This window comes from Neptunicoccus cionae, from assembly GCF_002860325.1.
GTDB lineage: Bacteria > Pseudomonadota > Alphaproteobacteria > Rhodobacterales > Rhodobacteraceae > Amylibacter > Amylibacter lutimaris.
Window position 1 is genome coordinate 102873 of record NZ_PKOJ01000007.1, and the last position, 24127, is coordinate 126999.

Consider the following 24127-nt stretch of genomic DNA (forward strand, 5'->3'; position numbering starts at 1 on the left):
TTTAGGAAGCGGCCTTGTCGTGGGCATCACTGATTTCTTTAATCACTTTTTCCCATAATTCGGTGGGCTGTGCGCCCTGAACTACATAATGCTTGCCGATAATGAAACAGGGAACGCCGCTGATACCCCGCTCGCGGGCGGAGGCATCCCGTTCCTGAATTTCTTTTGCGTCCTGATCCCCGTTCAGCAGGCGGCGCACCATTTCGCCGTCCATGCCGACACCGGAAGCGATTCCGACCAGCACATCCATGTCGGAAATATCCTGACCGTCCTTAAAGTAGGCTTTGAACAAACGGTCCACCACAGCGTTCTGGTGGCCTTCCAGAGCGGCCCAATGCAACAGGCGGTGTGCGTTCAGCGTGCTGGGTGTGCGTTTGATGCCTTCGAAATTGATGTCGATTCCCGCGTCTTCTGCGGCCTGAGCAATCGCGCCGTAGGTTCTGACCGCTCCTTCCTTGCCACCGAATTTGGTTTCCAGATATTCGCGGCGGTCCATACCTTCGGCAGGCATCGTAGGGTTCAACTGGAAAGGATGCCATTCGATCACCAGATCATGATCCGGATGTTTCTCCAGTGCGCGATCCAGTTTGGTTTTGCCGATAAAGCACCAAGGGCAAATCGGATCAGAGATAATGTCGAGTTTGGTCATGTCTTTTCAATCATCTGAGTGCGGCGGGCCGGTTCAGTTCCGACAGGCCGCGATGTTTCGCATTTTAAGGTTTGCGCTGAAAGGTACCGCCGGGCGCCTAAGCCTTCCAGTCGCGCAACGCCTTGCGCTGCACCTTGTTGTTTGCCCCCGTAGGAAGCGTTTCCATTCGCACAAACATACGCGGCTGTTTGTATTTTGCCAGCGCTTGCGCGCAATTTTCTGCGAGCTTTGAGTCCAGATCACTGGCGGCGACATAGAAACCGGCGATCACGCGGACACCGGCACGGACCTCAACCTCTGCGGCAGCGGCCTGTTCGACCCCGTCACAAGAGAGCATGGCTGCTTCAACTTCAAGCGGGGAAACACGATAGCCGCCTGCATTCATCATGTCGTCGTCCCGCCCGAGATAGGTAATATAGCCGTCCTGATCCATCGATACTGTATCACCGGTGACAAACCAGTCGCCCTGAAACTTGGCAGCTGTTTCTTCGGGTTGCCCCATATAGCCCAGCATCAACCCCGGATCGGAACGATGCACTGCAAGGACACCGGGTTGCCCGAATTCAACCGGACCATCAGCGCCCATCACTGCTACGCGGCGCCCGGTTTGCACCCGACCGGACGTGCCGGTCTTCGGGGGGACATTCGGGCTGGAAGACACAAATGTGGACACCTCGCTCATGCCTAAGGCTTCGTAGACCTGTTTACCCGTCTGTTCCTGCCACGCGGCAAGAACCGCGGCAGGCATCTTTTCCCCAGCGCTCAGCCCGTGGCGCAGACCGTCGAACCCTTGTGCACCGGATTCAACAATCTGGCGGTACACTCCGGGGGCGGCGGCAAAGATTGTAGCGTGATGCTCGGCCACCAGTTTCCCCCAGATACTGCGATCCGGCGGACCGGTGTAGACCATTGCGGTTGCACCGATGGCCCAGGGGTCCAGCAGGCCGGTGCCCAGCGTGTACGTCCAGTTGAACGCACCCGCGTGTAGCATTCTGTCGTCCGGCCGCAGCCCGTACCAGCCCTCCCACATCATTCGCCGCGCCCAAACCGCGCGATGGGCGTGCATCACGGCGCGGGGTTTTCCGGAAGTGCCGGAGGTGTAAATCATATAGGCCAGCCGGTTCGGATCACCGGTGACAGGGGCCGCAGGATCGGCGCTGCGCAACCGCGCAACTCCGGCGGCATTAAGTGTTGGGGCACCAAGATTTGCAATTGGCTCCAGCCCGCCAGCAAAAGCCACAAGATCCGGTTTCAGTTCTGCAACGATGCTACGCACTTCGGGTTCTGTCAGAAGGGCAGAGGTCGGCACAGGGACGATCCCGACAGCAATTGCAGCAAGAAACAAAACAGGAAAGGCTGCATCATTGCCAACGCGCAGCAACAACCGGTCGCCTTCCTTCAAACCGGTATCAAGCAAGCCCCCAGCCGTACGCCAGACTGCATCCCGCAGATCGGCGTAACGCCAGCGGGTGGTGGTATCGCCAATAATTTCAAGCGCAATGGCATCATCCGCTCCCGCTGTTAGTACATATTGTGCGAGATTGAAGGGCGTGGGGCAGGGGGAAGGCGATCCTTCGTCGAAAATTGCAGCATGGGACATGGAACCGGCCTGTGTGAAAGGAAGTTAGACGGAACGGGAATAAGGCCAGCGCGGAACATGTTCAAGCGGATCGCCAGATCCGCTCATGGTGTAGCGGATTCCCATAGTTCGGAAGAACGGGAGTGTTCCGGAATGGGGGAGCTTCCACTCAGCCCTTTAAGACTCTGTTAACCAAAGAAAACAGTTCGAAATTTCACGAATTTCAACCATAGGTATTTACGAAAAATTCTTTCAAAATTTTGTGAATCAGATCTATCAGCCAACCGTTGACGAGAGAGAATCGATTCTCCAAAAGGCGATCTGGCGGGGATTTTATCCGGTTTTGGTTAACCCGCGCATGGGGGTAGGTGCTGACCAGAAAAGTTTCCAAAGCCGACTTTACGTCAATGTAATAAGGGCGATTCCTGTGTGGACCTTCGTTTCTGTCTGAAAAACGGACCAAAAAAAACGCCCTCACGAGGAGGGCGTTAAGTTATTGAGGCAGGTTTCATACAGGCAAGAAACCTATCGAGCAGTAAGGATGTTATACAAAATCCCAATCCCTGCGCCAAGCAAAATTTTGAAGTATTTCCCCGACAGGCTTGATACATATGGAAAAACGCCAAACCGAGAGTGTATTGTTGCGCCGATGTCACGTCTGATCTGTAGAACCCGTAGAATTGTTTCCATTATGGCAGGACTTGCCTTGGTTACACCGCATTTGGCCATGTCAGCGCCCCAACATGGCCTTGCCATGTACGGTGAACCAGCCCTTCCAGCGGGGTATGAGTCGCTGCCATACGCGAATCCCGACGCGCCGCAGGGCGGAACCATCGTTCTGGCCGAACCTGGCAGCTTTGACTCCCTAAATCCGTACATTCTGAAAGGGCAGGCCCCTTGGGGGATTCGCACCCATGTGGTCGAGAGCCTGCTGGGGCAGAGCTATGACGAACCCTTCACGCTTTATGGTTTGCTCGCTGAAACGGTAGAAACCGATGATGCGCGTTCTTGGGTCGAATTTACCTTGCGCGAGGAAGCGCGGTTTTCCAACGGGGATCCGGTTACGCCGCAGGATGTGATCTGGTCTTTTGAAACCTTGGGCGAAAAAGGGCATCCCCGTTATCTGAACAGTTGGGGTAAGGTCGCGAAGTCAGAGATCACCGGCCCGCGCAGTGTTAAGTTCACGTTCAACACGCCGGATCGGGAACTGCCAATGATCCTTGGTCTGCGCCCTGTGCTACGCAAGGCGGATTGGGACGATCGCCCATTTGATGAAAGTGGTCTGGTGCCAATCACCGGAACCGGGCCTTATGTTATCGGTGATTTTGAGGCTGGACGCTATATCAGCTTCCAAAGGAATCCAGATTACTGGGGCAATGATCTGGGGTTCAATGCGGGCAAGCACAATCTGGATGTGGTGAAATACGACTATTACACAGACCAGAGCGTGATTTTCGAAGCGTTCAAAGCCGGTGAACTCTCGGCGTTTCGAGAAGGCAATGCGCTACGCTGGGCCGAGGAATACAACTTTCCCGCAGCGACCTCCGGCGAGATCGTAAAGTCCGAGATTCCCCATGCAAGACCCACAGGCATGACCGGTTTCGTTATGAACACGCGGCGGGAGATTTTTTCGGATATTCGCGTGCGCGATGCGATGATGCATGCGTTTAACTTTGAATTCATAAATCAGGCGCTTAATGGCGGTGGCTTGCCACGGATTACCAGTTACTTTGCCAACAGCCAGCTTTCCATGAAGGACGGCGCGGCGGATGAAATGGTCAGCGGGTTACTGGAACCGTTCAGGGACAGCCTGCCTGCGGATGCGTTGACGGGATATCAACTGCCAAAGTCTGACGGTTCGGGGCGCAATCGTGCGAACCTGCGCAAAGCCGGAAAGCTGCTGGAGCAGGCGGGCTGGCAGGTGAAGAACGGGGTATTGGTGAATGATGCCGGGAAACCTTTTACATTTGAAATCCTCTTGAAAAACACCGCTACCGAAAACGAAGCCATTATGGGAATCTTTGTAGATGCACTTAAACGGCTCGGCATTGATGCGCGGCTGAAGCTGATCGATCCTGTGCAACACCGCGAGCGGTTGAAAGACTATGATTACGATATGGTCTATTTCACGCGTTACATGTCCCTGTCACCGGGCAACGAGCAGCGGCTGTATTGGGGGCGGGACGGGGTGACGACTCCGGGCACTCGGAACTATATGGGGATGGACAGCGAGGCGGCGGAAGCGATGATTGACACCATGCTCGAAACCCGCGACGCCGAGGAGTTCAATGCGGCTGTGCGGGCTTTAGATCGCGTGTTGACCGCCGGGCGTTATGTGATCCCTATCTGGTACAACCCCGTGAGCTTTCTGGCTCATGACGCGAATTTGCACTACCCCGAACGATTGCCCATCTACGGGGACTGGACCGGTTTTCTGCCGGACGTCTGGTGGTACGAGGAATAGGTAGCAGGATTGCTGTCCCAACAAAAAAGCCCGCCGGTTTAAGAACCTTGCGGGCTTTTCGCTGATTTTGTGCCGAATGTATTTTAGGGGATGATCCGGTTGTACTTGGAACCTTCGATCGAAAGCCCGAGCAGGATACCTGCCTGATTGAAGACAACCGCATAAACAGCATCATCGATGGTGTTGTTGTCCACACCGGCTGCGCCTGCGTTGTCGATCAATGTGTATTCAACATCTGCGCCAAGGGTCCAGCCCGGCCGTTCCCGGAATTTGCGCAGGTGATCGGAATCCATGAAGAACAGAGCCGAGGAATACTGCTGAGCACCTGCCTGCAATCCGTAGCTTGCCGCAAACACTTCGTAATAATCGACAGGGGCCTGACCGATCAGAAGGGAGCCTTTACCATAGGCGCCGCCTACGATCAGACCGGCTTTGGTGACGGTCGGCATCATCAAAACGCCTGCCGCATTGTCCATAAGGGACCGTGTAAAGGGAAGCTCACTTTGCATCTGCTGTACGGCAGCGCTGACATTATCGTCGATTTCAAACCGTGCGTTGCTGCGTGTTCCGCCTGAACAGGCGCTCAATCCGCCTGCGGTTGCACCCATCAAAAAGGTGCGCCTGCTCCATCCTGTCATTGGATGTCTCCTGATTACTGCTCAACCGGTCTGTTGCCGGCCCTGCGGCGAATTATACCCGCTTTTCACAGCCCTGTCATCCCAATGAACCGTAAGCCGCAACGTTAATAGCAGGAAACTGCTTTTAACTGGCTGGTGTCGGGTAAAAGAGCTATCGAATCGAAGATCAGAAGGAAGAAAACGATGTCGAACGGTCCATTACACGGAGTAAGAATTGTAGAGTTTGCGGGACTGGGACCAACGCCTTTTGCAGCGATGACGCTGGCAGATATGGGGGCAGAGGTCATCCGCATTCAGCGGCCCGGTCTGAAACACCTGATGGGGCTGGAATACGACATTCTGGATCGGGGGCGCGGTTTTGTAGAACTAGATCTTAAGAATGGAGATGACATTCAAACAGTTAAGGCGCTGCTGTCAGAGGCGGACGCCCTGATTGAAGGGATGCGCCCGGGTGTGATGGAACGCCTCGGGCTTGGGCCGGACGAGATTGCTGCAATCAACCCGCGGCTGGTCTACGGGCGGATGACTGGCTGGGGGCAGAGCGGACCACTGGCCAATGCAGCAGGGCATGACATCAATTATATCGCGCTGTCCGGAGCGCTCCACGCCATCGGACCGGATGATACGCCGGTTATCCCTTTGAATCTGATCGGAGATTTTGGCGGCGGCGGGATGTACATGGCCTATGGTATCGTCTGCGCTTTGCTGGAAGCCACGCGCTCCGGACTGGGGCAGGTGGTGGATACAGCGATCACGGACGGCACTGCGCATTTGATGTCGATGATCTACGCCTTGCAACAAGGAAACGCTTGGGCCGACCGGCGCGAATCCAACATTCTCGACGGGGCCGCGCCCTTCTATGGCGTGTATAAATGTGCCTGCGGAGGGCACGCCGCAGTTGGCGCGATCGAGCCGAAGTTCTATGCAGAACTGCTTCAGCGGATCGGGGCAGATATAGAACTGGCGAAAACACAGATGGATCGTAGTACATGGCCCGCCGTGCGCGAGATCTTTGCAAAGATTTTCGCAACGAAAACCCGTGATGAATGGAGCGATCTGCTGCTGGGAACGGACTGTTGTTACGCGCCGGTGCTATCCATCGCGGAAGCCTACAAAGCCCCGCACAATACGGCGCGCGGGCATTTCGACGCAACAAGCGGAATTGCCGAGCCTGCCCCCACACCCAAGCTTTCGCGTACCCCCGGTTCTGTGCAAGACTGCTCGCAGAGTGTTCCATTAAACGTGAAGGACGTGGTGACGAAATGGCAGGAAACGCGCAAAAACTAACCGTTTCGCTGGGCGAGATCGAAGCCACGGCGAAACGGGCAATGGTTGCTCATGGTGCTGTGGATTGGATCGCAGCGGAGGTGGCCAAAGCAGTGCGAAAGGCCGAGGCGACAGGTAATCTGATTTGCGGATTGTACTATCTGGAAAGCTATTGCACGCAGTTGCGCTCCGGTCGTGTGAACGGGAGTGTGGAGCCACAGGTCTCGAAACCTAAACCTGCAAATGTCAAAGTGGATGCGGGGTTGGGTTTTGCCCAACCCGCTTTTGCGCGCGGGCTGCCGGTTGCAATTGAAACAGCGAAAGGCATGGGAACGGCGAGTCTTGCGATCTGTCATTCCCATACCTGCACATCGCTTGGCTATTTCACAGAGCAGATTGCACAGGCCGGACTGATCGGGATCGGGTTCACCAACGCGTCAGCGGTTGTCTCTCCGCCCGGCGGAAATGCAGCGGTGCTCGGGACCAACCCGATGGCTCTGGCGGTTCCAGCCAAGGGCGGCGGTGTCGCCTTTCAGTTCGATCAATCAACTTCGGCGGTGGCTTTGGGCAAGATCACTATGGCGGCAAGTGCAGGGGAACAGATTCCGCTCGGCTGGGCGGTGGATGCGGAAGGCAATCCGACGCAGGACCCAAATGCTGCGCTTAAAGGTTCGCTGGTGTCTACCGGCGGATATAAGGGCTGGGGCTTCGGGCTGATGGTGGAAGTTCTGGCAGCAGCAGTAACCGGATCGGTAAATTCGCTTGATGTCAAAGGTCTGAAAGCTGCCGACGGTCCGCCCCATGATTTGGGACAATTCTATTTGCTGATTGATCCGACAGGCTATTCCGGCGATGCCTTTTATGACCGGCTTGCCCGTGTAGCCGATGCGGTTGAGGCCCAACCCGGGGCCCGTTTGCCAGGCACGCGACGGGCTCTGCTCGAGGAGGTCTCAATAGATGCGGCGTTATGGGAAAATTGTCAGGCGCTGGCGCAGTAAGCGACAAGGCGACAGGGATCAGTTGCGCTCTGCGTTCCGTTTGGCGATGCGGCAGGTTTCCACCACAGGGCTTAGCGCCTTGCTGGATCCGCGCAGCGGGAAACGTTCTGTCGTGCCATAGGCCAACAATTTGATATCGGCGTAATTGCCTGAAATCAGGCGGCTGAATACCGGGGAAAGGGGTTCTTTTTCCTCAATCTCCCAGTCTTCCAATGCCGGATCGTAATGGGCGACGCCTGTGTAGCCGAAAGAGCTGAAATCCATAAAGACCATTTCTGCCGGTCCGTCATCCGTGCCGGAGGGGATGGTTTTGATCCCGCTGTCTTCGTAAGGAATTGCAGCAACTATTCGGGCCGCTTCCTGATCTTCCGGGCTCAACAGATCGCCAGCCTGTCCGCCGGTATTTTCGTCTTCTTCCAGCTTAGGCGGCGTGTAGTCAAATCCCGGACGGTAGCGCACCACCATGCGGACATTTTCCACATCGCATTCGATCCGCATGGCGAGCCATTTTTTGTCTTCACGGTTGCAAAACAGAAGGGCTGTAGGGGCGGTGCCAAGTGTGTCAGAAGCGGGAATATGTTCCCAGACGTCGCATTCGTCGCGACGGTTGACGATGTCGGCTTGCACAGAGGTGGCCGTCATAACGGCAAGGCATCCGGCACTCAGCAGCGTTTTCATAGATCAGTCCTTCTTCAACCCTGTCGCAGATCACTCAATTCTGCGGCAGCGCAAAAGCTAGGCTGTATAGCGCCGGAGATAAAGGGGTTATTGCCAACTATACCGTAGCAGAGGCCGAGTCGTTGTTTTTGTGCCGCGCCAGTCGCGTTAACCGGCAGGGGGCGGCAGCATTTTGTAGCAGCCGGTGCCTGAGAGGGTGCTCGACACCACACGGTTGTTTTGCAGATCGGCCACGTAGAGACATTTCTGGTTCACGATCTGGTTGTCGTATCCCACCAGCAGCATAACGCCACCAATCCGTTCATATTCCGGATGACGCACCACATAGCTGTCCGTCCGCTCCCACACTGCCTGTGTCGGTGTGCGGCTGACCGGTGTACCAAGGGAGGCAATGACTTGTTCCACCGTCTTGCCGTTGTGCTGGGTCAGGCGTTGCTGTTTTTCCGCCGGGGTTTCACAGGCCGCCAGCGCCAGTGCAATCAGACCAAACAGAGCAGGTTTTAGGATATTTGTCATAGGAGGTTCCGTTTTAGCACAACTGTCCCTGATATAGGTCGTATCAGAGGCAGGGCAATCCGGCTGCCCTGCACATTGTTTAAAGGTCGAGTTCTTCCACGAATTGCGCATTCTGTTGAATGTACTCAAACCGCAATTCGGGTTTTTTACCCATCAGTCTTTCTACCAGATCCGAAGTTTCCCCGGGTTCGTCATCATCCACGGAAACGCGGATCAATTGGCGGGTTTTCGGGTTCATCGTAGTTTCCTTCAGGTCGATGGCGTTCATCTCGCCCAGACCTTTAAACCGCGACACGTCAATCTTGCCGCGTCCACCCAGACCTTTTTCCAGCAGCCGATCCCGTTCGGCCTCGTCCAGCACGTAAACTGTTTTTGCCCCTTGGGTCAGTTTGAACAGAGGCGGACAGGCAAGGTAAAGATGCCCGCCATCAACCAGCGGGCGCATCTGGGTGAAGAAGAATGTCATCAGCAGGGCGGCGATATGGGCTCCGTCCACATCCGCATCGGTCATAATGATGATTTTTTCGTAGCGCAGGTCTTCGATATTGAAACGCGGTCCCATGCCAACCCCGAGAGATTCGCACAGGTCGCTGATCTCCTGATTGGACGTCAGTTTGCTGCTGGCCGCGCCCAGAACGTTCAGGATCTTACCTTTCAGTGGCAAGAGAGCTTGTGTTTTGCGGTCCCGCGCACCTTTGCCGGATCCCCCCGCAGAGTCGCCCTCTACGATGAACAGTTCAGTGCCGCTGCGGTCTTTGTTGGTGCAATCCACCAGTTTGCCCGGAAGGCGCAGTTTCTTGGTGGCCGACTTGCGTTGCGTTTCTTTCTCCGCGCGGCGGCGCATCCGCTCTTCGGCTTTCAGCACCATATAATCGAGAATGGCACCGGCTGCTTTGGTATCGGCCGCGAGCCAGTTGTCGAAGTGGTCCCGAACCGAGTTTTCAACAAGTTTCTGGGCTTCGACCGTGGCCAGCCGGTCCTTGGTCTGGCCGACGAATTTCGGTTCACGAATAAACACAGAAACCAGCGCACAGCCGCCGCCCATCACATCGTCTCGGTTGATCTGGGTGGCCTTCTTGTTGCCGACCAACTCGCCATAGGCTTTGATGCCTTTCAGAACTGCGGCCCAGAAACCGGCCTCATGGGTGCCCCCTTCAGGGGTGGGAACGGTGTTACAATAGGACTGCGTGAAAGCGTCCCGCGCCGGTGTCCAGTTGATCGCCCAGTCCACATTGCCAACTTCGCCCGCGCCGAACTTTTCGGAAAAGTTCACATGACCGGCAAAAGGACGTTCGGAATAGGTAGATGATCCTTCAAGGCGCTCTGCCAGATAATCGGCAAGCCCGTTCGGGAAGTGGAAACTGTCGCTCGTCGGAGTGGTGTCATCCTTGCCAAGGCAAGCCGGATCGCATTTCCAGCGGATTTCAACGCCGGAAAACAGATAGGCCTTGGATTTCGCCATATCGTACAGCCGCTTGGGCTTGAATCTGGCAGCGGCACCAAAAATCTGGGCGTCGGGGTGGAAGGTCACAGAAGTGCCGCGGCGGTTTTGAGTCGGACCCAGTTTTTCCAGCGGGCCTTTGGGCACACCCCGGCTGAATTCGATTGCAAAGAGTTCGCGGTTGCGCGCGACCTCGACACGGACGTGATCGCTCAGTGCGTTCACGACCGAACTGCCGACCCCGTGCAGACCGCCCGAGGTTTCATAGTTGTCGCCGTTGAATTTACCGCCCGCATTCAGGGTGCAGAAAATAATTTCCAGCGCGGATTTGCTTGGGTCTTTGGGGTGGGGATCAATCGGAATACCACGCCCGTTGTCCCGCACTGTAACCGAAAAATCCGCGTTCAGTTCAACTTCGATCCAGTTGGCGTGGCCGGCAACCGCCTCATCCATGGAGTTATCCACGATTTCGGCAACCATGTGATGAAGCGCGCGGTCGTCCGTGCCACCGATATACATGCCCGGACGCAGGCGTACGTGCTCCATGTCTTCCAGCACCTGAATGCTGGAGGCGTCGTAAGCTTGTTCCGCTTTTTCGCGAAAGAGATCATCTGCGGCCATAATTGCTCGATTCCTGCTGGCTCTTTGGTTGCGTGCATTAGACCAAAGAGGGCGGGGCGGCGCAAGATGCAGAGTGAGACGTCAGAGGGTGATTAGAACTCTGCCACCAGATCCCGACCAACAGAGCGATAGGCAATTGCGCCGATCCATCCGGCCAGTGCCAGTGCGCTCAGACCAAGGCAGAGGTAAACCAGCGGGTAGCTGTCATTAAATTCTTTCAGAACAAGTACACCGACCAGATGCAAACCGGCCCACAGAAAAGCAGTGGTGGTAAAAATCGGTGCAAGCCACGCTTCCAGTTCTTCGGATTCAGTCGTGGCAGTGCGCATTGCTTCCCCAAGACGCCCGGGAACGAACCCGACAAGAATGACAATCACGGCGCAGCAGTAGGACGGCAGCAGCATCAGGCGTACCAGAAGGTTGAGCGGATTGCTTTCGTCGCCCCAAGGCATCAAAACCAATACGGGCAACATCAAAGACATGGCAAAAAAAGCGTAGTATCTAAAGAACAGGCTCATACTAACCTCGGGTACGTGAATTAACTTAATCGCTAAATTTGTATTGAATGTGTGGCGCCTTTTAAGGGCCAGACTGTGGCAATTATAAGAAACCATTGCACCTTTTTTCCAGTTGCGCCAAGACACCCTGATGAAAAAAGCTGCTGTGTGTATCTTCTTTGTTCCTCCGCTCTTGCTGGCTGCAAGTGCAGGTGGTGCTGTGCATCCGCTCGGGGACAGCCTTGCGGTGTTCCGTTTGCACCTTGGCATTTTCTCTCTTGTTTGTGGTATCGGGCTGTTTCTTCTGGAATGGCGTCGCAGCGGTATTGCCGCTGTCCTTATGGCGTTTGCAGCCAGTGGCGCAATTCTGTGGAGCTATCACGCACCGCAGCCGGACGGTGATCTGCCCTATACTCACTACCAGAAAAACCTGCTGTATGTACTTTACGATCCCGCTGAAATAATCGCGGACATCCAGAAGCAAGATCCTGATTTTATTACGATTCAGGAAATGACACCGCGCTCCAACGGGCTGATGGTAGCACTGGAAGAGGACTATCCGACGCGAAGCGTCTGTCTTGGTGAGAACGGTCGGGGGATCGCCCTTGCGAGCAAGTTTGACACGATCCGCGACAGCCGGATCTGCATGCCCGGCCACGGTTTGCTGGCGGTTCAGGTCAGCGCGCCAGATGGTCCGGTCTGGCTGGTGACACTACATCTGCGCTGGCCGTTCCCGCTGGAACAGGCCGAACAGGTGACACGAATCCTGCCGGTGCTTGAAGGGCTTAAAGGGCCGGTGGTGCTGGGGGGCGATTTTAACATGGTGCCATGGTCGGACACGATGACACGGATCGAAACTGCAACGCGTACAAATCGGGTTGGTCGGACTGTCGATACTTTTCTGGTTGAAGGACAAGTGATGGTGCCCATTGATCACGTGCTTGCCCCGAAGGGATGCAAGGGACGGGTTTCAACTCTTGATCTTCTGGGGTCCGATCACCATGGTGTGCTGGCACACTATCCGATAGGTGCCTGTCCCTAGCCGCAGTCGGGAATATTCTTCCGACGGGCCGGTTACAAATACGAAACCAAAACAGAGCCAGCCCTATGAACACGACTCCCCCCATGACATGGCGAGCCCATATCCGCGCATCTCTACTGCTCGGGTTGCCACTGGTCGGGAGCCATATTGCACAGATGCTGACCCATATCACCGACGTGGCAATGCTTGGCTGGTATTCGGTTGATGCGCTTGCTGCGGTGGTGCTGGCAACGCAGGCTTATTTTGTGGTGTTTATCGTCGGCGCGGGTTTTGCCTTTGCCGTTATGCCGCTCTGTGCCGCAGCCATTGGGGCAGGAAACGACAGACAGGTCCGCCGCTCCGTCCGGATGGGGGCGTGGCTGGTCACGATTTACGGCCTGCTGCTGGCCGTGCCTCTCTGGAACATTGAGACGATCCTCCTGTTTCTGGGGCAGCAGGAGAATCTCGCGCAGATCGCGTCGGACTATATGCGAATCGCGGTCTTCGGATTGTTTCCGTCCTTATGGATCATGGTATTCAAAAGTTACCTTTCAGCCCTGGAGCGGGCGCAGGTTGTTTTGATCGCGACACTTGTGGCTGCAGGGGCAAATGTGGTCTTTAACTATGCCTTCATCTTCGGAAATTTCGGATTTCCGGAAATGGGCGCACGCGGGGCAGCTTGGGCCTCTATCCTCACCATCACAATCGATTTCCTGTACCTGCTGTTTTACTGCTGGGCCCTTCCTGCGCTGAAAAAATATGATTTGTTCCTGAACCCGTTCCGCTTTGATCGAGAGGCCTTTGTCGAAACGTTCAAGCTTGGCTGGCCCATCTCGCTGACCCTGCTGGCGGAAACAGGGCTTTTCTCTGCAGCTACTGTTATGATCGGCTGGTCTGGTACTGTCGCACTGGCGGCCCATGCTGTGGTGCTGCAAATCACTTCTGTCGGCTTTATGGTGCCACTTGGAATTTCTAACGTGGGTACAATCCGCGCCGGGCGTGCGCTGGGGCGCAAGGACAAATTGGGGCTTTCCCGTGCAGCCGCTGTGGTAATCTGGGGGGCGTTCCTGTTTTCGCTGGTGACGATGACGCTTTATCTGACCATTCCGCGCACGTTGATGCGGCTGTTTCTTGATCCGTCCGAACCCAATCTTCCCGCGATCATCGAAATGGGTGTCCTGCTGTTGATGATATCGGCTGCCTTTCAAATCGTTGACGCCACGCAAGTGGCAGCGCTTGGCATGTTGCGGGGGATCAAGGACACCACGGTGCCGATGGTGCTGGCCGTAATCAGCTATTGGTGTGTTGGCGCGCCAATGGCCTATATCCTCGGGTTTCCGATGGGATACGGCGCTCAGGGCGTCTGGGGGGGGCTTGTGATCGGCCTTACACTGGCGGCCACCACGATGTTGGCGCGGTATTACAAACTCCAGCGGGAACTGGATTTCTGAAAAAGAAAACGCGCCACAGCTATTCCCTGTCGCGCGTCTCTTTTTGGTTCAAATATCCCCGCGCGGAGCGCAGAGAAATCACTTTACGGGATCATTCCCATTCAATTGTGCCCGGAGGTTTCGACGTGATGTCATAGGTCACACGGTTGATTCCTTCGACTTCATTGATAATGCGCGTCGCTGTTTCACCAAGGAATTCATGGCTGAACGGATAATAATCCGCAGTCATCCCGTCCACGGAAGTTACGGCGCGAAGCGCACAGGCGTAATCATAAGTCCGCCCGTCGCCCATAACCCCAACGGTTTTCACCGGAAGGATGGCGACAAAGGCCTGCCAGATTTCGTCGTAGAGCCCGTGTTTGCGGATCTGGTTAATGTAAACCGCATCCGCTTTTCGCAGGATTTCCAGTTTCGGGCGGGTGATTTCACCGGGGCAGCGAATTGCAAGACCGGGTCCGGGGAAAGGGTGGCGGCCGATAAAGCTTGTTGGAAGGCCCAGTTCTTGGCCCAGCGCGCGGACTTCGTCCTTGAACAATTCGCGCAAGGGTTCCACCAGTTTCAGACCCATTTTTTCGGGCAGACCACCCACGTTGTGGTGGCTCTTGATGGTAACGGAAGGACCGCCCGAGAAAGATACGCTTTCAATAACATCGGGGTAGAGCGTGCCCTGCGCCAGAAACTTTGCGCCGCCCACTTCGCTGGCGTGTTTCTGGAAGACGTCAATGAACAATTTGCCAATGATCTTGCGCTTGGTTTCCGGATCGGACTGGCCTTCCAACTCGCCAAGAAACAGCTCCTGTTCGTCGGCGTGGATCAGCGGCATATTATAGTTGTCGCGGAACATTTTTACGACTTCTTCAGCCTCGCCCTGACGCAATAGGCCGTGGTCTACGAACACACAGGTCAGTTGGTCGCCAATGGCTTCGTGGATCAGTACCGCTGCAACCGAGCTGTCAACGCCGCCCGAAAGCCCACAGATTACCTTTGCATCTCCCACCTGTTCGCGGATCGTCGCAATGGCCTGTTCGCGGTAAGCTTCCATTGTCCAGTCACCGCTAAATCCGGCGAGCTTGACGAAGTTTTCATACAAAGTTGCACCATTGGGCGTGTGGTGTACCTCGGGGTGGAATTGCACCGCAAAAAAGTTCCGCTCCAGATCGGCCGTAATCGCGAAGGGCGCATTAGGGGAGGTGCCATAAACCTGAAAACCCGGGGCAATCGCGCTGACGTGATCGCCGTGGCTCATCCAGACCTGTTCGCGCTCTTCCAGGAACCAGCCGTTCAGAAGATCAATCCGCTCCTCGCTTGGCGTGACATAGGCTCGTCCGAATTCGGCTGTGCCGTGACCGCGTTCCACCGTGCCGCCGAGCATATGCATCATAACCTGTTGGCCGTAACAGATGCCAAGGATCGGGACGCCCAGATCAAAAACCTTTTGCGGCGGACGGGGCGAACCTTCGGTCATCACTGAGGCCGGCCCGCCCGAAAAGATCACCGCCTTGGGAGCGAACTCTTCCAGAAATTCATCCGTCACATTCTGGAACGGGTGGATTTCACAATAGACGTTAAGCTCGCGCAGGCGGCGGGCAATTAGTTGCGTGACCTGAGAGCCGAAATCAATAATCAGCAGCTTCTCGTGGTCAAAGGTTTCGGCGGGGAGGGGGGCATGATCTGTCATGGCAAGCCCATAGTAAATAGCTGGGATTCGCGCAAGGTCACATTCGTCGCGGGCAGGCTGCAATAGGGGCGAAATGACAGGATTTTTACGCGCCGGAGCCTAAATCCGACCCGCCATGTCGCTTTGTGCCAGAAACGGGCGAATTTACACCTTATCGCCCGCAAGAAAACGCTAAACCAGCGTTTAATGATGTGAACAGAAGGTGATCCCAGATGTCAGAAGCTGCGCCAGCAACCCGTCGTAGAACCCGTGGTGGTGGAGGCGGCGCGGCCCGTCGCGCCGATCGCACTGCTGTGCGGCTTGAGGTGGCAAAATATATAGAGCGCAATATCCCGAACTTCGAAGTTCTGACCGAAGAAGCGTTGGAAATTATCGAAAACAACGCGGAAATCATCCTTGAAGAAATCGGCGTTCAGTTCCCCGACAATCCGGCGGCGTTGAAACGCTGGGCGGATGCCGGTGCCGATGTGGATGGCGAACGGGTACGTATTCCGCGCGGTCTGGCGCGTGAGCTGATCAAAACCGCCCCGTCCGAGTACATCCAGCACGCCAGAAATCCCGATCGGAATGTTCGGGTCGGTGGCAACTCTATGGTGCTTGCCCCTGTATATGGTCCGCCTTTTGTGCGCGATGTGAACGGCGGGCGCCGGTATGCAACCTTGGCAGATTTCCAGAAGATGGTGAAACTGACCTATATGTCGAAATGGTTGCACCACTCCGGCGGAACTGTCTGCGAGCCGACCGACGTGGCGGTGAACAAACGGCATCTGGACATGCTATACGCCCATATGACCCTTTCAGACAAACCGTATATGGGGTCGGTGACTGCGCCGGAACGGGCGGAAGATTCGGTCAGAATGTCGGAAATCCTGTTCGGTCAAAGCCTTCAGGACAAGACGGTTATGACATCACTGATCAACATCAACTCTCCGCTGGTGTTTGATGACATCATGATGGGTGCGATGGAGGTTTATGCCAAAAACAACCAAGCCTGTATCGTTTCGCCCTTCATCGTAGGCGGTGCAATGGCGCCGGTTTCTGTGGCCGGAACGCTTGCACAGGTTCTTGCCGAAGGTCTGGCCGGTGTCGCCTATAACCAGCTTTGCAATCCGGGCGCACCGGTGATTTTCGGTGCTTTCGTGGCATCGATTGACATGAACTCCGGTGCGCCCACTTTCGGAACGCCCGAAGCTTCGAAAATTCTCTACGGTGCAGGCCAGCTGGCCCGTCGTCTGGGGTTGCCGTTCCGCTCCGGCGGGGCGCTGTGCGGCTCCAAACTGCCGGATGCGCAGGCGGCTTATGAAACTGCTAACACATTGAACGCGGCTTTGCTGGGCGGCGTGAATTTCTGTCTGCATGCAGCCGGTTGGCTGGAAGGCGGCCTTGTCACTTCGTTTGAGAAATTTGTGATGGACGCGGACCAGCTTGGCGTGCTGCATTCTCTGGCGAATGGTGTGGATATGTCCGAAAACGGGCAGGCGCTTGATGCCGTGCGCGAGGTTGGACCGGGCGGGCATTATCTTGGCTGTGCCCATACGCAGGCGAACTTTAAGGACAGTTTCTGGAAATCACAGCTTCTGGATTACAAACCGTTTGAGACATGGTCCGATGAAGGTTCCAAAGACACCATGCAACTGGCAAGCGAGCGGGTCGAGCGCATGATGAGCGAATACACCCAGCCCCCGATTGACCCTGCCGTTGATGAAGCGCTGCAAGCCTATATGGCAGAGCGGAAAGCCTCTGAACCGGATTCCTTTATCTAAGTGACTGTCGTGGCGGCGGGTGTTCAGTGAAAGACGCCCGCTGCAACTTCGTGCCGTGCCCTAAAAATGCGATACTGGAACTGCGTGAAGCCATTCACGCAGGCTGTACTATACTTACGGCGGTAAGGATTGCTCTGCCTTGCGCTGTAGGGTTTCGGACAGGGTGCGGATCAACACGCTTTTGTTCAACGGTTTGGAAAGATGGCCGTCCATGCCCCCGTCAAGATATTCTGCAATCTGATAGGCCATGGCATTGGCTGTCAGCGCGAGGATCGGGGTGCGTGGGCGCGCGGTTTTATCTTCCCATTGCCGGATTTTTTCTGTTGCTTCCATCCCGCCAAGCACCGGCATGTTGATGTCCATCAAAATCAGATCGAATGGGCGTGCCATTGTAATTTCAACCGCTTCTGTTCCGTTTGCGACCAGAACCAGATCAAGGTCCAGATTTTTCAGCTGTTTTTCCAGAACCAGCCGGTTTGTCCGGTTGTCTTCCGCGACAAGGATGCGCCAGTTCCGAGACGCCAAAAACTTGAACGCTTCATCGTCGTGCTGCGGCACCGGCTGAATTGAACGGACAGCGGGGTCAACTTTAATCCGTGCCGTAAATTCCGACCCTGCGCCAAAGGTGCTGCGAACAGTCAGATCGCCGTCCATCAGACGACAGATCTGGCGAGAGATCACGAGCCCGAGCCCGCTGCCGCCGAAGTTTCGGGATATACTGGCATCCGCCTGTCTGAAAGGCTGGAAAAGCTGCTTCACTCTGTCCTGACGGATGCCGATCCCCGTATCAATCACGCGGGTTGTCAGGAACGTTCCGGTTTTCGACTCTTCCAGTTCCACACGAACACAAACCTTTCCTTCGCTCGTGAATTTAAGGGCATTTGAAACCAGATTCCCTACAATCTGGCGCAGCCGGACCGGATCGCTTTTGATCCAGCCCCGCGCGGAAGGGGCGAGCTTAATGTCAAACAGCAGGTTTTGTTTGACAGCTTTCATACGGTAGAGTTGCTTGGCAGCATTGAAATGGGCAACAAGATCAAACGGGATTTTTTCTATCGTCAGTTCACCCGCCTCGATCTTTGACACATCCAGAATGTCGCTCAGCACCGAAAGAAGCAAACCGCCACTTTCAAGAATAGTGTTGGTCATTTCCTGTTGTTCAGCCGTCAGGTTTGTATCCGTCAGCGATTCCGCCATACCAAGAACCCCGTTCAGGGGGGTGCGGATTTCATGGCTCATATTGGCGAGAAAGACGCTTTTGGCCCTGTTGCTCGCCTCGGCAGCCTCCATTGCATTATGCAATTCGGTGGTGCGTGCTGCTACCATTTTTTCAAGCTCGTTCGCCTGTCTTGTCAGCCTTTGGTTGGCTTCCCAAAGAGCACGGCTTTTCACATCAAGCAGGGATTCCGCCTCCAGCCGTGCAGCCTTTTCCCGTTCATAGCGCTGTCGCGACACGGTGTCTTTTACGAACGGTGGAGTCATTAAGTCCATTAGGCAGCCAGTTGCGTTGTCAGGCGGATGGTAAAAGTTGCACCGGAGCCTTCTGCGGTGGAGAGCGGTGAGCGGGATATGAACGCGGTTTCCCCGAAATGTTCGATGCAGGCCTCAATCATGCCCTGGCAAAAATCCACAAGGGGGCGTTCGGAAAGATAAACCATTTCGAAACTTTGCGCCGATAGGTAACGGGTGGCAAACGTCGGCAGTTCCGCATCGGGATAGAGTTTGCGCACCTCTACGTGGACTTCACCTTCAATTGAGTCCAGCATCTGAAATGCGGTCGTTTTCCCTTCCATAAAAGTGAAATGGGTCTGGGCGAAACGGCGGAATATCCATTTTCCAAAATTTGTTTGTAAATTCTCGGGTGTTGTACCGGCGTGATGTGAAAGCGCGTCGAGTAACGCCATTAGTTCACGACAGGGGTAGTTTCCCACAGCGGAATAGGCACCACCTGATGCCAGTTTTGTAGAATTTAGCACGTCGTCAACGGCATCTTCCCCGATCAGGGAGTCGGCCAATGACAACAGTTCAACAAAAACGACACCTTTCATCCGGTCCTCTCAAGCTGCGGCAAGCACAGCTTAGGAAGCAGATGTTAACATGTACCTAATTGTGAAAGATTTAATAGCCGCGCCAGATCCAGCCGCCGCCCCAGATACGGGTACCTTCGGTTTCGTAGAAAACGCAGGCCTGACCGGGGGCCACGCCCTCTTCCGGGGAAAGCAGTTCTACCTCGGCTTCTGTAGCTGACAGCGGCCGCACGATTGCCTCTTTGGGGGCACGGGTGGAGCGTACCCGCACGGAAACGTGCCATTCCTCGCGGCTTTCAAAAGGTTCGTCGCCAAGCCAGTTGATTTCGCGCACCGGTACCTTGCGCGTTGCAAGGGCCTCTTTCGGGCCAACAATGACGTGTTTCTTGTCCACGTCCAGCTTGACCACGTAAAGCGGTTCACGCCCGCCGATGCCAAGTCCGCGTCGTTGGCCGACTGTGTAGTGGATCACACCTTTGTGTTCACCCAGTACTTCACCATTCAGATGGACAATCTGGCCCGGATCCGCCGCGCCCGGGCGCAGTTTCTCGATCACTGCGGCGTAAGATCCGTTTGGAACAAAGCAGATGTCCTGACTGTCCGGTTTGTCCGCTACAGGCAGGCCGAACTTGCGCGCGAGTTCACGGGTTTCTGCCTTGCTGCGCAGGTGGCCAAGCGGGAAACGCAGATAATCCAGTTGTTCCTGTTTTGTCGAAAACAGGAAATAGCTTTGATCGCGATCACCATCAGCAGCCTTGTGAAGTTCGGCTTTGGTTTCGCCCATAAAGCGTTGGATATAGTGGCCTGTCGCCATGCAATCGGCGTCCAGATCCTTGGCGGTTTCCAGAAGGTCGCGGAATTTCACCCGCTCGTTGCACCGGATGCAAGGCACGGGTGTAGCACCCGCAAGGTAGCTGTCGGCAAATTCGTCGATCACGCTTTCGCGGAATTTGTTTTCGTAATCCAGCACATAATGGGGAAAGCCCATTTCTTCGGCCACGCGGCGGGCATCATGAATATCCCGACCGGCACAACAGGCCCCTTTCTTGGCTAGGGCCGCGCCGTGATCATACAGTTGGAGAGTGATCCCAACCACATCATAGCCTTCCGACGCGAGTTGCGCGGCCACCACAGAGCTGTCAACGCCGCCCGACATGGCAACGAGCACACGGGTGTCTTTCGGCTCTTTGGCAAAGCCCATCGAATTCAGTTCGGTTTTTGGAGTGTCGAGTGCCATTGCATCGCCGGAGTTTTGGAGCTGGTCCTCAGGGCCAAACCGCAGTGCCGGCCCGATAGATCAGGTTTGATATGGAATATAGTAAAACCCTAAGCGTTCTCAAGGGGCAGGGTTCACCGGTTATTAGGGGTTTGCGCAGAGTTTGGCCACAGTGAAAATAGTCAGAAGGTGCGCCATGTACATAAGAAAGGACGCAGGACCCGTATTCGTGACACTGCCGGATGGAAGTCGTCTGAGCAGGTCTGATCTTCCGCCGAAGAATACATCTCGATGGGTGGCGCGGCGTAAGGCGATAATTGTGTCCGCAGTGGAAGGCGGATTGATCACCGCGAGGGAAGCCTGTCAGACATATGATCTTACGCAGGACGAGCTGACCAGCTGGATTAGCGCGGTGAAAAGCCATGGTCCGGCGGCCCTGCGCGTCACCGCAATCCAGAAGTACCGGAGCTGACGGATTTCTGACAAGGGTTACATTATATGGACAACCTTAACGTGTATTGATATGTTTCTTCAGAGCGTAACGCATATTTAACTAAGTTGTGGAACACTGAGCTTACAAAAAAAACTGAACGATCTGGAGACTGTTATGCGTGTTCTACTAGTTGAAGATGATCCTACGACCTCCCGAAGTATCGAATTTATGCTCTCTAATGCCAACCTGAATGTCTACGCTACAGATCTGGGCGAAGAAGGCATCGACCTTGCGAAACTCTACGACTACGATCTTATTCTGTTGGATTTGAACCTGCCTGACATCAACGGCCATGAAGTGTTACGCCAGCTACGTGTTGCCAAGATCCAGACGCCGATTCTTATACTGTCCGGAAATGACGACGCTTCGGAAAAGGTGAAAGGTCTCGGTTTTGGCGCCGATGACTATCTTACCAAGCCGTTCCACCGCGAAGAACTTGTGGCCCGTATTCATGCAATTGTGCGCCGCTCGAAGGGGCATGCACAATCTGTGATTGAAACAGGCAAGATTGTTGTGAACCTTGATACCAAAACCGTGTCTGTGGGACAGGACACAGTTCACCTGACAGGGAAGGAGTATCAAATGCTGGAACTGCTTTCCCTGCGCAAGGGAACCACGCTTACCAAGGAAATGTTTCTGAACCATCTTTACGGGGGCATGGATGAACCTGAACTTAAGATCATTGACGTGTTTATTTGCAAGCTCCGCAAGAAATTGGCCGAAGCCACGGGTGGCGAAAACCTTATCGAAACGGTCTGGGGGCGGGGTTATGTTTTGCGGGATCCAGATGAGGCACCGGATTCAGTTAAGATGGTCGCATCAGCCTGACGGGGTGGTATTCCATCTCAAAATCTGAAACCTCAATCCGTTCTGACCATGCTCTGATTGGGGCTTTGAAGTTTTTCCTGCAAAATACCAATTGGCCCAAATGCCCACTGGACCCGACACAGACAGCCAAATAGAACGGTTCGGTATCATCAGGTATTGGGGATTATCGGATCATGGCAGTCGAACGCTTGGTATCGCAGTTATCTGCTGAAGAAGCTGAACAGGAACTGGCCCGTCTGGCCGGGATTCTGGCAGAAGCAAACACCGATTATCATACCAATGACGCGCCGAAACTTAGCGATGCGGAGTATGACCGGCTTCGTCTACGTAATGCAGAAATCGAATCTCGTTTTCCGGAATTGAAGCGAAAAGACAGCCCGTCCGATCAGGTCGGTGCGCCTGTTTCAGAGGCCTTTGCAAAGGTAAAACACAGCCAGCGTATGTTGTCGTTGGGAAATGCATTCTCGGATGAAGATGTAGAGGATTTTACCCAACGGGTGCGAAAGTATCTCGGGCTGCGCGACAATGATGCAATCGCTTTTACTGCCGAACCCAAGATCGACGGATTGTCGCTGTCCTTAAGGTATGAGGACGGTGTACTGGTACAGGCCGCAACGCGGGGAGATGGTGAGGTTGGTGAAAATGTAACCAACAACGCGCGCACCATTGCAAATATTCCCCAAAGGCTGAAGGGCGCGCCTGCCATTCTGGAGGTGCGCGGCGAAGTTTACATGAGCCATCAGGATTTTGAAAAGCTGAACGAAAGTCAGCTCGAAAAAGGGGCAAAAACCTTTGCCAACCCCCGCAACGCCGCGGCGGGATCCTTGCGACAGCTTGATGCAAATATCACAAGGCAACGCCCGCTACTTTTCTTCGCCTATGCATGGGGCGAAGTTTCCGAACCACTTGCAGAGACGCAGTTTGATGCCATCAAGCGGCTGGAAGGGTTGGGATTTTCAACCAATCCACTTACAAGACGCTTGGAAAATACCGCCGCGATGTTGGCGCATTATCACGACATCGAAGAACAGCGGGCCACGCTTGGCTATGATATTGACGGGGTGGTTTACAAGGTGGACGATCTTACCTTGCAATCCCGATTGGGCTATCGGGCAACGACACCCCGCTGGGCCATTGCCCATAAATTTCCCGCCGAGATTGCCCACACTATTCTTGAGGCGATCGAGATTCAGGTTGGTCGGACTGGCGCATTGTCCCCTGTGGCGCGGTTGCATCCCGTAACAGTGGGCGGAGTTGTTGTGTCCAATGCAACTCTTCACAACGGGGATTACATTTCAGGGCGGGATAGCAAAGGAGAGCCGATCCGTGAAGGCCGTGACCTGAGAGTCGGGGATTGGGTCGAGGTATACCGTGCGGGGGATGTTATTCCCAAGATCCGCGATGTGGACCTGTCCAAACGCCCCGAAGAAGCCGTTCCTTTTGAGTTCCCGACACAGTGCCCGGAATGCGGCTCTGACGTGGTGCGCGAAGAGGGAGACAGCGTTGCCTATTGCTCCGGTGGGTTGATTTGTCCCGCGCAAGCTGTTGAAAAACTGAAACATTTCGTATCACGCTCGGCCTTTGATATTGATGGTCTTGGTGCGAAACAGGTAGAGATGTTCTTTAACGACCCCAGCCTGCCAATAAAGGAACCAGCGGATATCTTTACGCTGGCAAAGCGGGATGCCGCCAATCTGGCCAAGTTGAAAAACCGTGACGGGTTTGGTGAAAAATCCGCGAGCAAACTGTTTGCCGCGATTGAAGAAAAGCGGGTGATACCGCTGAACCGGCTTATTTTCGCCCTTGGTATTCGCCATGTGGGGGAAACCAGTGCTGCAATGCTTGCGCGGCATTACACAAGCTGGGACAATTTCTTTAACGCGATGACCAAGGCGCGGGAAAAGACGGGCGAAGCCTGGGACGATCTGTTGAACATTGACGGCGTTGGCACTGTCATGGCCGAGGCATTGGTGGATGCCTTTCACACGGAAACAACGCGCGAGGCAATGGCAAGGCTGGTTGGTGAACTAGACGTGCAGGACGTTTCTGCGCCTGACACCTCGGGCAGTGCGGTTGCTGGAAAAACAGTGGTTTTTACCGGAACGCTGGAAAAGATGACCCGTGCGGAAGCAAAAGCACGGGCGGAAGCTTTGGGGGCCAAAGTGTCCGGTTCTGTCTCAGCCAAAACCGATTTGGTGATCGCCGGGCCCGGCGCGGGCAGCAAAGCAAAGAAGGCCGAATCCCTCGGGGTTGAAATGATTTCCGAAGATGATTGGCTCGAACTGATCGGCGCGACAGGATAG

20 protein-coding genes are annotated in these 24127 nt (G+C 55.0%); 9 read left to right on the forward strand and 11 right to left on the reverse strand.

What is annotated here, in order from left to right:
- Window position 1: 1 nt before the first annotated feature.
- The gene (locus C0U40_RS15665) at window positions 2–649 is read right to left on the reverse strand and encodes a DsbA family oxidoreductase (protein ID WP_101656752.1); all 648 of its coding nucleotides are present in this window, start codon (window positions 647–649) and stop codon (window positions 2–4) included.
- A 97-nt stretch (window positions 650–746) separates the two neighbouring features.
- Window positions 747–2249 carry a class I adenylate-forming enzyme family protein gene (locus tag C0U40_RS15670; protein ID WP_101656753.1) on the reverse strand — a complete coding sequence of 501 codons (1503 nt, stop codon included), beginning with the start codon at window positions 2247–2249 and terminating at the stop codon, window positions 747–749.
- Between the two features lie 706 nt (window positions 2250–2955).
- Here C0U40_RS15670 and C0U40_RS15675 point away from each other — a divergent pair.
- Window positions 2956–4692, forward strand: a complete 1737-nt coding sequence (locus C0U40_RS15675) for an extracellular solute-binding protein (protein ID WP_286135033.1) — start codon at window positions 2956–2958, stop codon at window positions 4690–4692.
- Window positions 4693–4775: 83 nt separating this feature from the next.
- Here C0U40_RS15675 and C0U40_RS15680 read toward each other — a convergent pair whose 3' ends face one another.
- A complete protein-coding gene (locus C0U40_RS15680) occupies window positions 4776–5330 on the reverse strand; it encodes a YSC84-related protein (protein ID WP_101656755.1) in 555 nt (184 codons plus the stop codon).
- 183 nt (window positions 5331–5513) lie between these two features.
- Between C0U40_RS15680 and C0U40_RS15685 the strand changes: the two genes are divergently transcribed.
- Both C0U40_RS15685 and C0U40_RS15690 read left to right on the forward strand, forming a co-directional pair.
- On the forward strand, window positions 5514–6617 hold the full coding sequence (locus C0U40_RS15685) for a CaiB/BaiF CoA transferase family protein (RefSeq protein WP_101656756.1): 1104 nt from the start codon (window positions 5514–5516) through the stop codon (window positions 6615–6617).
- Window positions 6593–7594, forward strand: a complete 1002-nt coding sequence (locus tag C0U40_RS15690; protein ID WP_101656757.1) for an Ldh family oxidoreductase — start codon at window positions 6593–6595, stop codon at window positions 7592–7594. Before C0U40_RS15685 ends, C0U40_RS15690 begins: the two co-directional genes overlap by 25 nt.
- Window positions 7595–7612: 18 nt before the next feature.
- On the opposite strand, the gene C0U40_RS15695 is transcribed toward C0U40_RS15690, so the two are convergent.
- From C0U40_RS15695 to C0U40_RS15710, 4 genes are all read right to left on the reverse strand, one after another.
- Window positions 7613–8272 (reverse strand): hypothetical protein, encoded by a 660-nt coding sequence (locus tag C0U40_RS15695; RefSeq protein WP_101656758.1) that lies wholly within the window; start codon window positions 8270–8272, stop codon window positions 7613–7615.
- A 147-nt stretch (window positions 8273–8419) separates the two neighbouring features.
- Entirely contained in the window at window positions 8420–8788 is a 369-nt protein-coding gene (locus C0U40_RS15700) for a hypothetical protein (RefSeq protein WP_101656759.1), read from the reverse strand.
- A 79-nt stretch (window positions 8789–8867) separates the two neighbouring features.
- Window positions 8868–10850: a DNA topoisomerase IV subunit B gene (gene parE / locus C0U40_RS15705; RefSeq protein ID WP_101656760.1), complete on the reverse strand. Its 1983-nt coding sequence runs from the start codon at window positions 10848–10850 to the stop codon at window positions 8868–8870.
- 92 nt (window positions 10851–10942) lie between these two features.
- Window positions 10943–11368, reverse strand: coding sequence for a hypothetical protein (locus C0U40_RS15710; protein ID WP_101656761.1), 426 nt, complete (start codon window positions 11366–11368; stop codon window positions 10943–10945).
- A 130-nt stretch (window positions 11369–11498) separates the two neighbouring features.
- Here C0U40_RS15710 and C0U40_RS15715 point away from each other — a divergent pair, with 130 nt between their 5' ends.
- Window positions 11499–12389: an endonuclease/exonuclease/phosphatase family protein gene (locus tag C0U40_RS15715; protein ID WP_101656762.1), complete on the forward strand. Its 891-nt coding sequence runs from the start codon at window positions 11499–11501 to the stop codon at window positions 12387–12389.
- A 65-nt stretch (window positions 12390–12454) separates the two neighbouring features.
- Complete coding sequence (locus C0U40_RS15720; RefSeq protein ID WP_286135037.1) at window positions 12455–13819, forward strand: MATE family efflux transporter; 1365 nt, start codon at window positions 12455–12457, stop codon at window positions 13817–13819.
- Between the two features lie 91 nt (window positions 13820–13910).
- Here the strand turns inward: C0U40_RS15720 and guaA are convergent, their stop codons facing one another.
- Window positions 13911–15497 carry a glutamine-hydrolyzing GMP synthase gene (gene guaA, locus C0U40_RS15725; RefSeq protein WP_101656764.1) on the reverse strand — a complete coding sequence of 529 codons (1587 nt, stop codon included), beginning with the start codon at window positions 15495–15497 and terminating at the stop codon, window positions 13911–13913.
- A gap of 212 nt (window positions 15498–15709) precedes the next feature.
- Here guaA and C0U40_RS15730 point away from each other — a divergent pair, with 212 nt between their 5' ends.
- A complete protein-coding gene (locus tag C0U40_RS15730; RefSeq protein ID WP_101656765.1) occupies window positions 15710–17260 on the forward strand; it encodes a trimethylamine methyltransferase family protein in 1551 nt (516 codons plus the stop codon).
- Window positions 17261–17374: 114 nt separating this feature from the next.
- Here the strand turns inward: C0U40_RS15730 and C0U40_RS15735 are convergent, their stop codons facing one another.
- The 3 genes from C0U40_RS15735 to mnmA form a co-directional block, all read right to left on the reverse strand.
- Window positions 17375–18742, reverse strand: coding sequence for an ATP-binding protein (locus C0U40_RS15735; RefSeq protein WP_219619808.1), 1368 nt, complete (start codon window positions 18740–18742; stop codon window positions 17375–17377).
- Between the two features lie 8 nt (window positions 18743–18750).
- Window positions 18751–19308, reverse strand: coding sequence for a heme NO-binding domain-containing protein (locus C0U40_RS15740; RefSeq protein WP_101656767.1), 558 nt, complete (start codon window positions 19306–19308; stop codon window positions 18751–18753).
- A 70-nt stretch (window positions 19309–19378) separates the two neighbouring features.
- The gene (gene mnmA, locus C0U40_RS15745; protein ID WP_101656768.1) at window positions 19379–20524 is read right to left on the reverse strand and encodes a tRNA 2-thiouridine(34) synthase MnmA; all 1146 of its coding nucleotides are present in this window, start codon (window positions 20522–20524) and stop codon (window positions 19379–19381) included.
- Between the two features lie 175 nt (window positions 20525–20699).
- Between mnmA and sciP the strand changes: the two genes are divergently transcribed.
- From sciP to ligA, 3 genes are all read left to right on the forward strand, one after another.
- Window positions 20700–20975 (forward strand): CtrA inhibitor SciP, encoded by a 276-nt coding sequence (gene sciP, locus C0U40_RS15750; protein ID WP_101656769.1) that lies wholly within the window; start codon window positions 20700–20702, stop codon window positions 20973–20975.
- A 135-nt stretch (window positions 20976–21110) separates the two neighbouring features.
- Window positions 21111–21824 carry a response regulator transcription factor CtrA gene (gene ctrA, locus C0U40_RS15755; RefSeq protein WP_101656770.1) on the forward strand — a complete coding sequence of 238 codons (714 nt, stop codon included), beginning with the start codon at window positions 21111–21113 and terminating at the stop codon, window positions 21822–21824.
- Window positions 21825–21997: 173 nt separating this feature from the next.
- A complete protein-coding gene (gene ligA, locus C0U40_RS15760; protein ID WP_101656771.1) occupies window positions 21998–24127 on the forward strand; it encodes an NAD-dependent DNA ligase LigA in 2130 nt (709 codons plus the stop codon).

Bases quoted from the DNA above. Each gene is read 5' to 3' on its own strand.
- mnmA (WP_101656768.1), bottom strand. From the start codon at position 20,524: ATGGCACTCGACACTCCAAAAACCGAACTGAATTCGATGGGCTTTGCC.
- sciP (WP_101656769.1), top strand. From the start codon at position 20,700: ATGTACATAAGAAAGGACGCAGGACCCGTATTCGTGACACTGCCGGAT.
- C0U40_RS15740 (WP_101656767.1), bottom strand. From the start codon at position 19,308: ATGAAAGGTGTCGTTTTTGTTGAACTGTTGTCATTGGCCGACTCCCTG.
- C0U40_RS15730 (WP_101656765.1), top strand. From the start codon at position 15,710: ATGTCAGAAGCTGCGCCAGCAACCCGTCGTAGAACCCGTGGTGGTGGA.
- C0U40_RS15665 (WP_101656752.1), bottom strand. From the start codon at position 649: ATGACCAAACTCGACATTATCTCTGATCCGATTTGCCCTTGGTGCTTT.
- parE (WP_101656760.1), bottom strand. From the start codon at position 10,850: ATGGCCGCAGATGATCTCTTTCGCGAAAAAGCGGAACAAGCTTACGAC.
- C0U40_RS15695 (WP_101656758.1), bottom strand. From the start codon at position 8,272: ATGAAAACGCTGCTGAGTGCCGGATGCCTTGCCGTTATGACGGCCACC.
- C0U40_RS15700 (WP_101656759.1), bottom strand. From the start codon at position 8,788: ATGACAAATATCCTAAAACCTGCTCTGTTTGGTCTGATTGCACTGGCG.
- C0U40_RS15670 (WP_101656753.1), bottom strand. From the start codon at position 2,249: ATGTCCCATGCTGCAATTTTCGACGAAGGATCGCCTTCCCCCTGCCCC.
- C0U40_RS15720 (WP_286135037.1), top strand. From the start codon at position 12,455: ATGAACACGACTCCCCCCATGACATGGCGAGCCCATATCCGCGCATCT.
- C0U40_RS15715 (WP_101656762.1), top strand. From the start codon at position 11,499: ATGAAAAAAGCTGCTGTGTGTATCTTCTTTGTTCCTCCGCTCTTGCTG.
- guaA (WP_101656764.1), bottom strand. From the start codon at position 15,497: ATGACAGATCATGCCCCCCTCCCCGCCGAAACCTTTGACCACGAGAAG.
- C0U40_RS15710 (WP_101656761.1), bottom strand. From the start codon at position 11,368: ATGAGCCTGTTCTTTAGATACTACGCTTTTTTTGCCATGTCTTTGATG.
- ligA (WP_101656771.1), top strand. From the start codon at position 21,998: ATGGCAGTCGAACGCTTGGTATCGCAGTTATCTGCTGAAGAAGCTGAA.
- C0U40_RS15680 (WP_101656755.1), bottom strand. From the start codon at position 5,330: ATGACAGGATGGAGCAGGCGCACCTTTTTGATGGGTGCAACCGCAGGC.
- C0U40_RS15690 (WP_101656757.1), top strand. From the start codon at position 6,593: ATGGCAGGAAACGCGCAAAAACTAACCGTTTCGCTGGGCGAGATCGAA.
- ctrA (WP_101656770.1), top strand. From the start codon at position 21,111: ATGCGTGTTCTACTAGTTGAAGATGATCCTACGACCTCCCGAAGTATC.
- C0U40_RS15675 (WP_286135033.1), top strand. From the start codon at position 2,956: ATGTCAGCGCCCCAACATGGCCTTGCCATGTACGGTGAACCAGCCCTT.
- C0U40_RS15685 (WP_101656756.1), top strand. From the start codon at position 5,514: ATGTCGAACGGTCCATTACACGGAGTAAGAATTGTAGAGTTTGCGGGA.
- C0U40_RS15735 (WP_219619808.1), bottom strand. From the start codon at position 18,742: ATGACTCCACCGTTCGTAAAAGACACCGTGTCGCGACAGCGCTATGAA.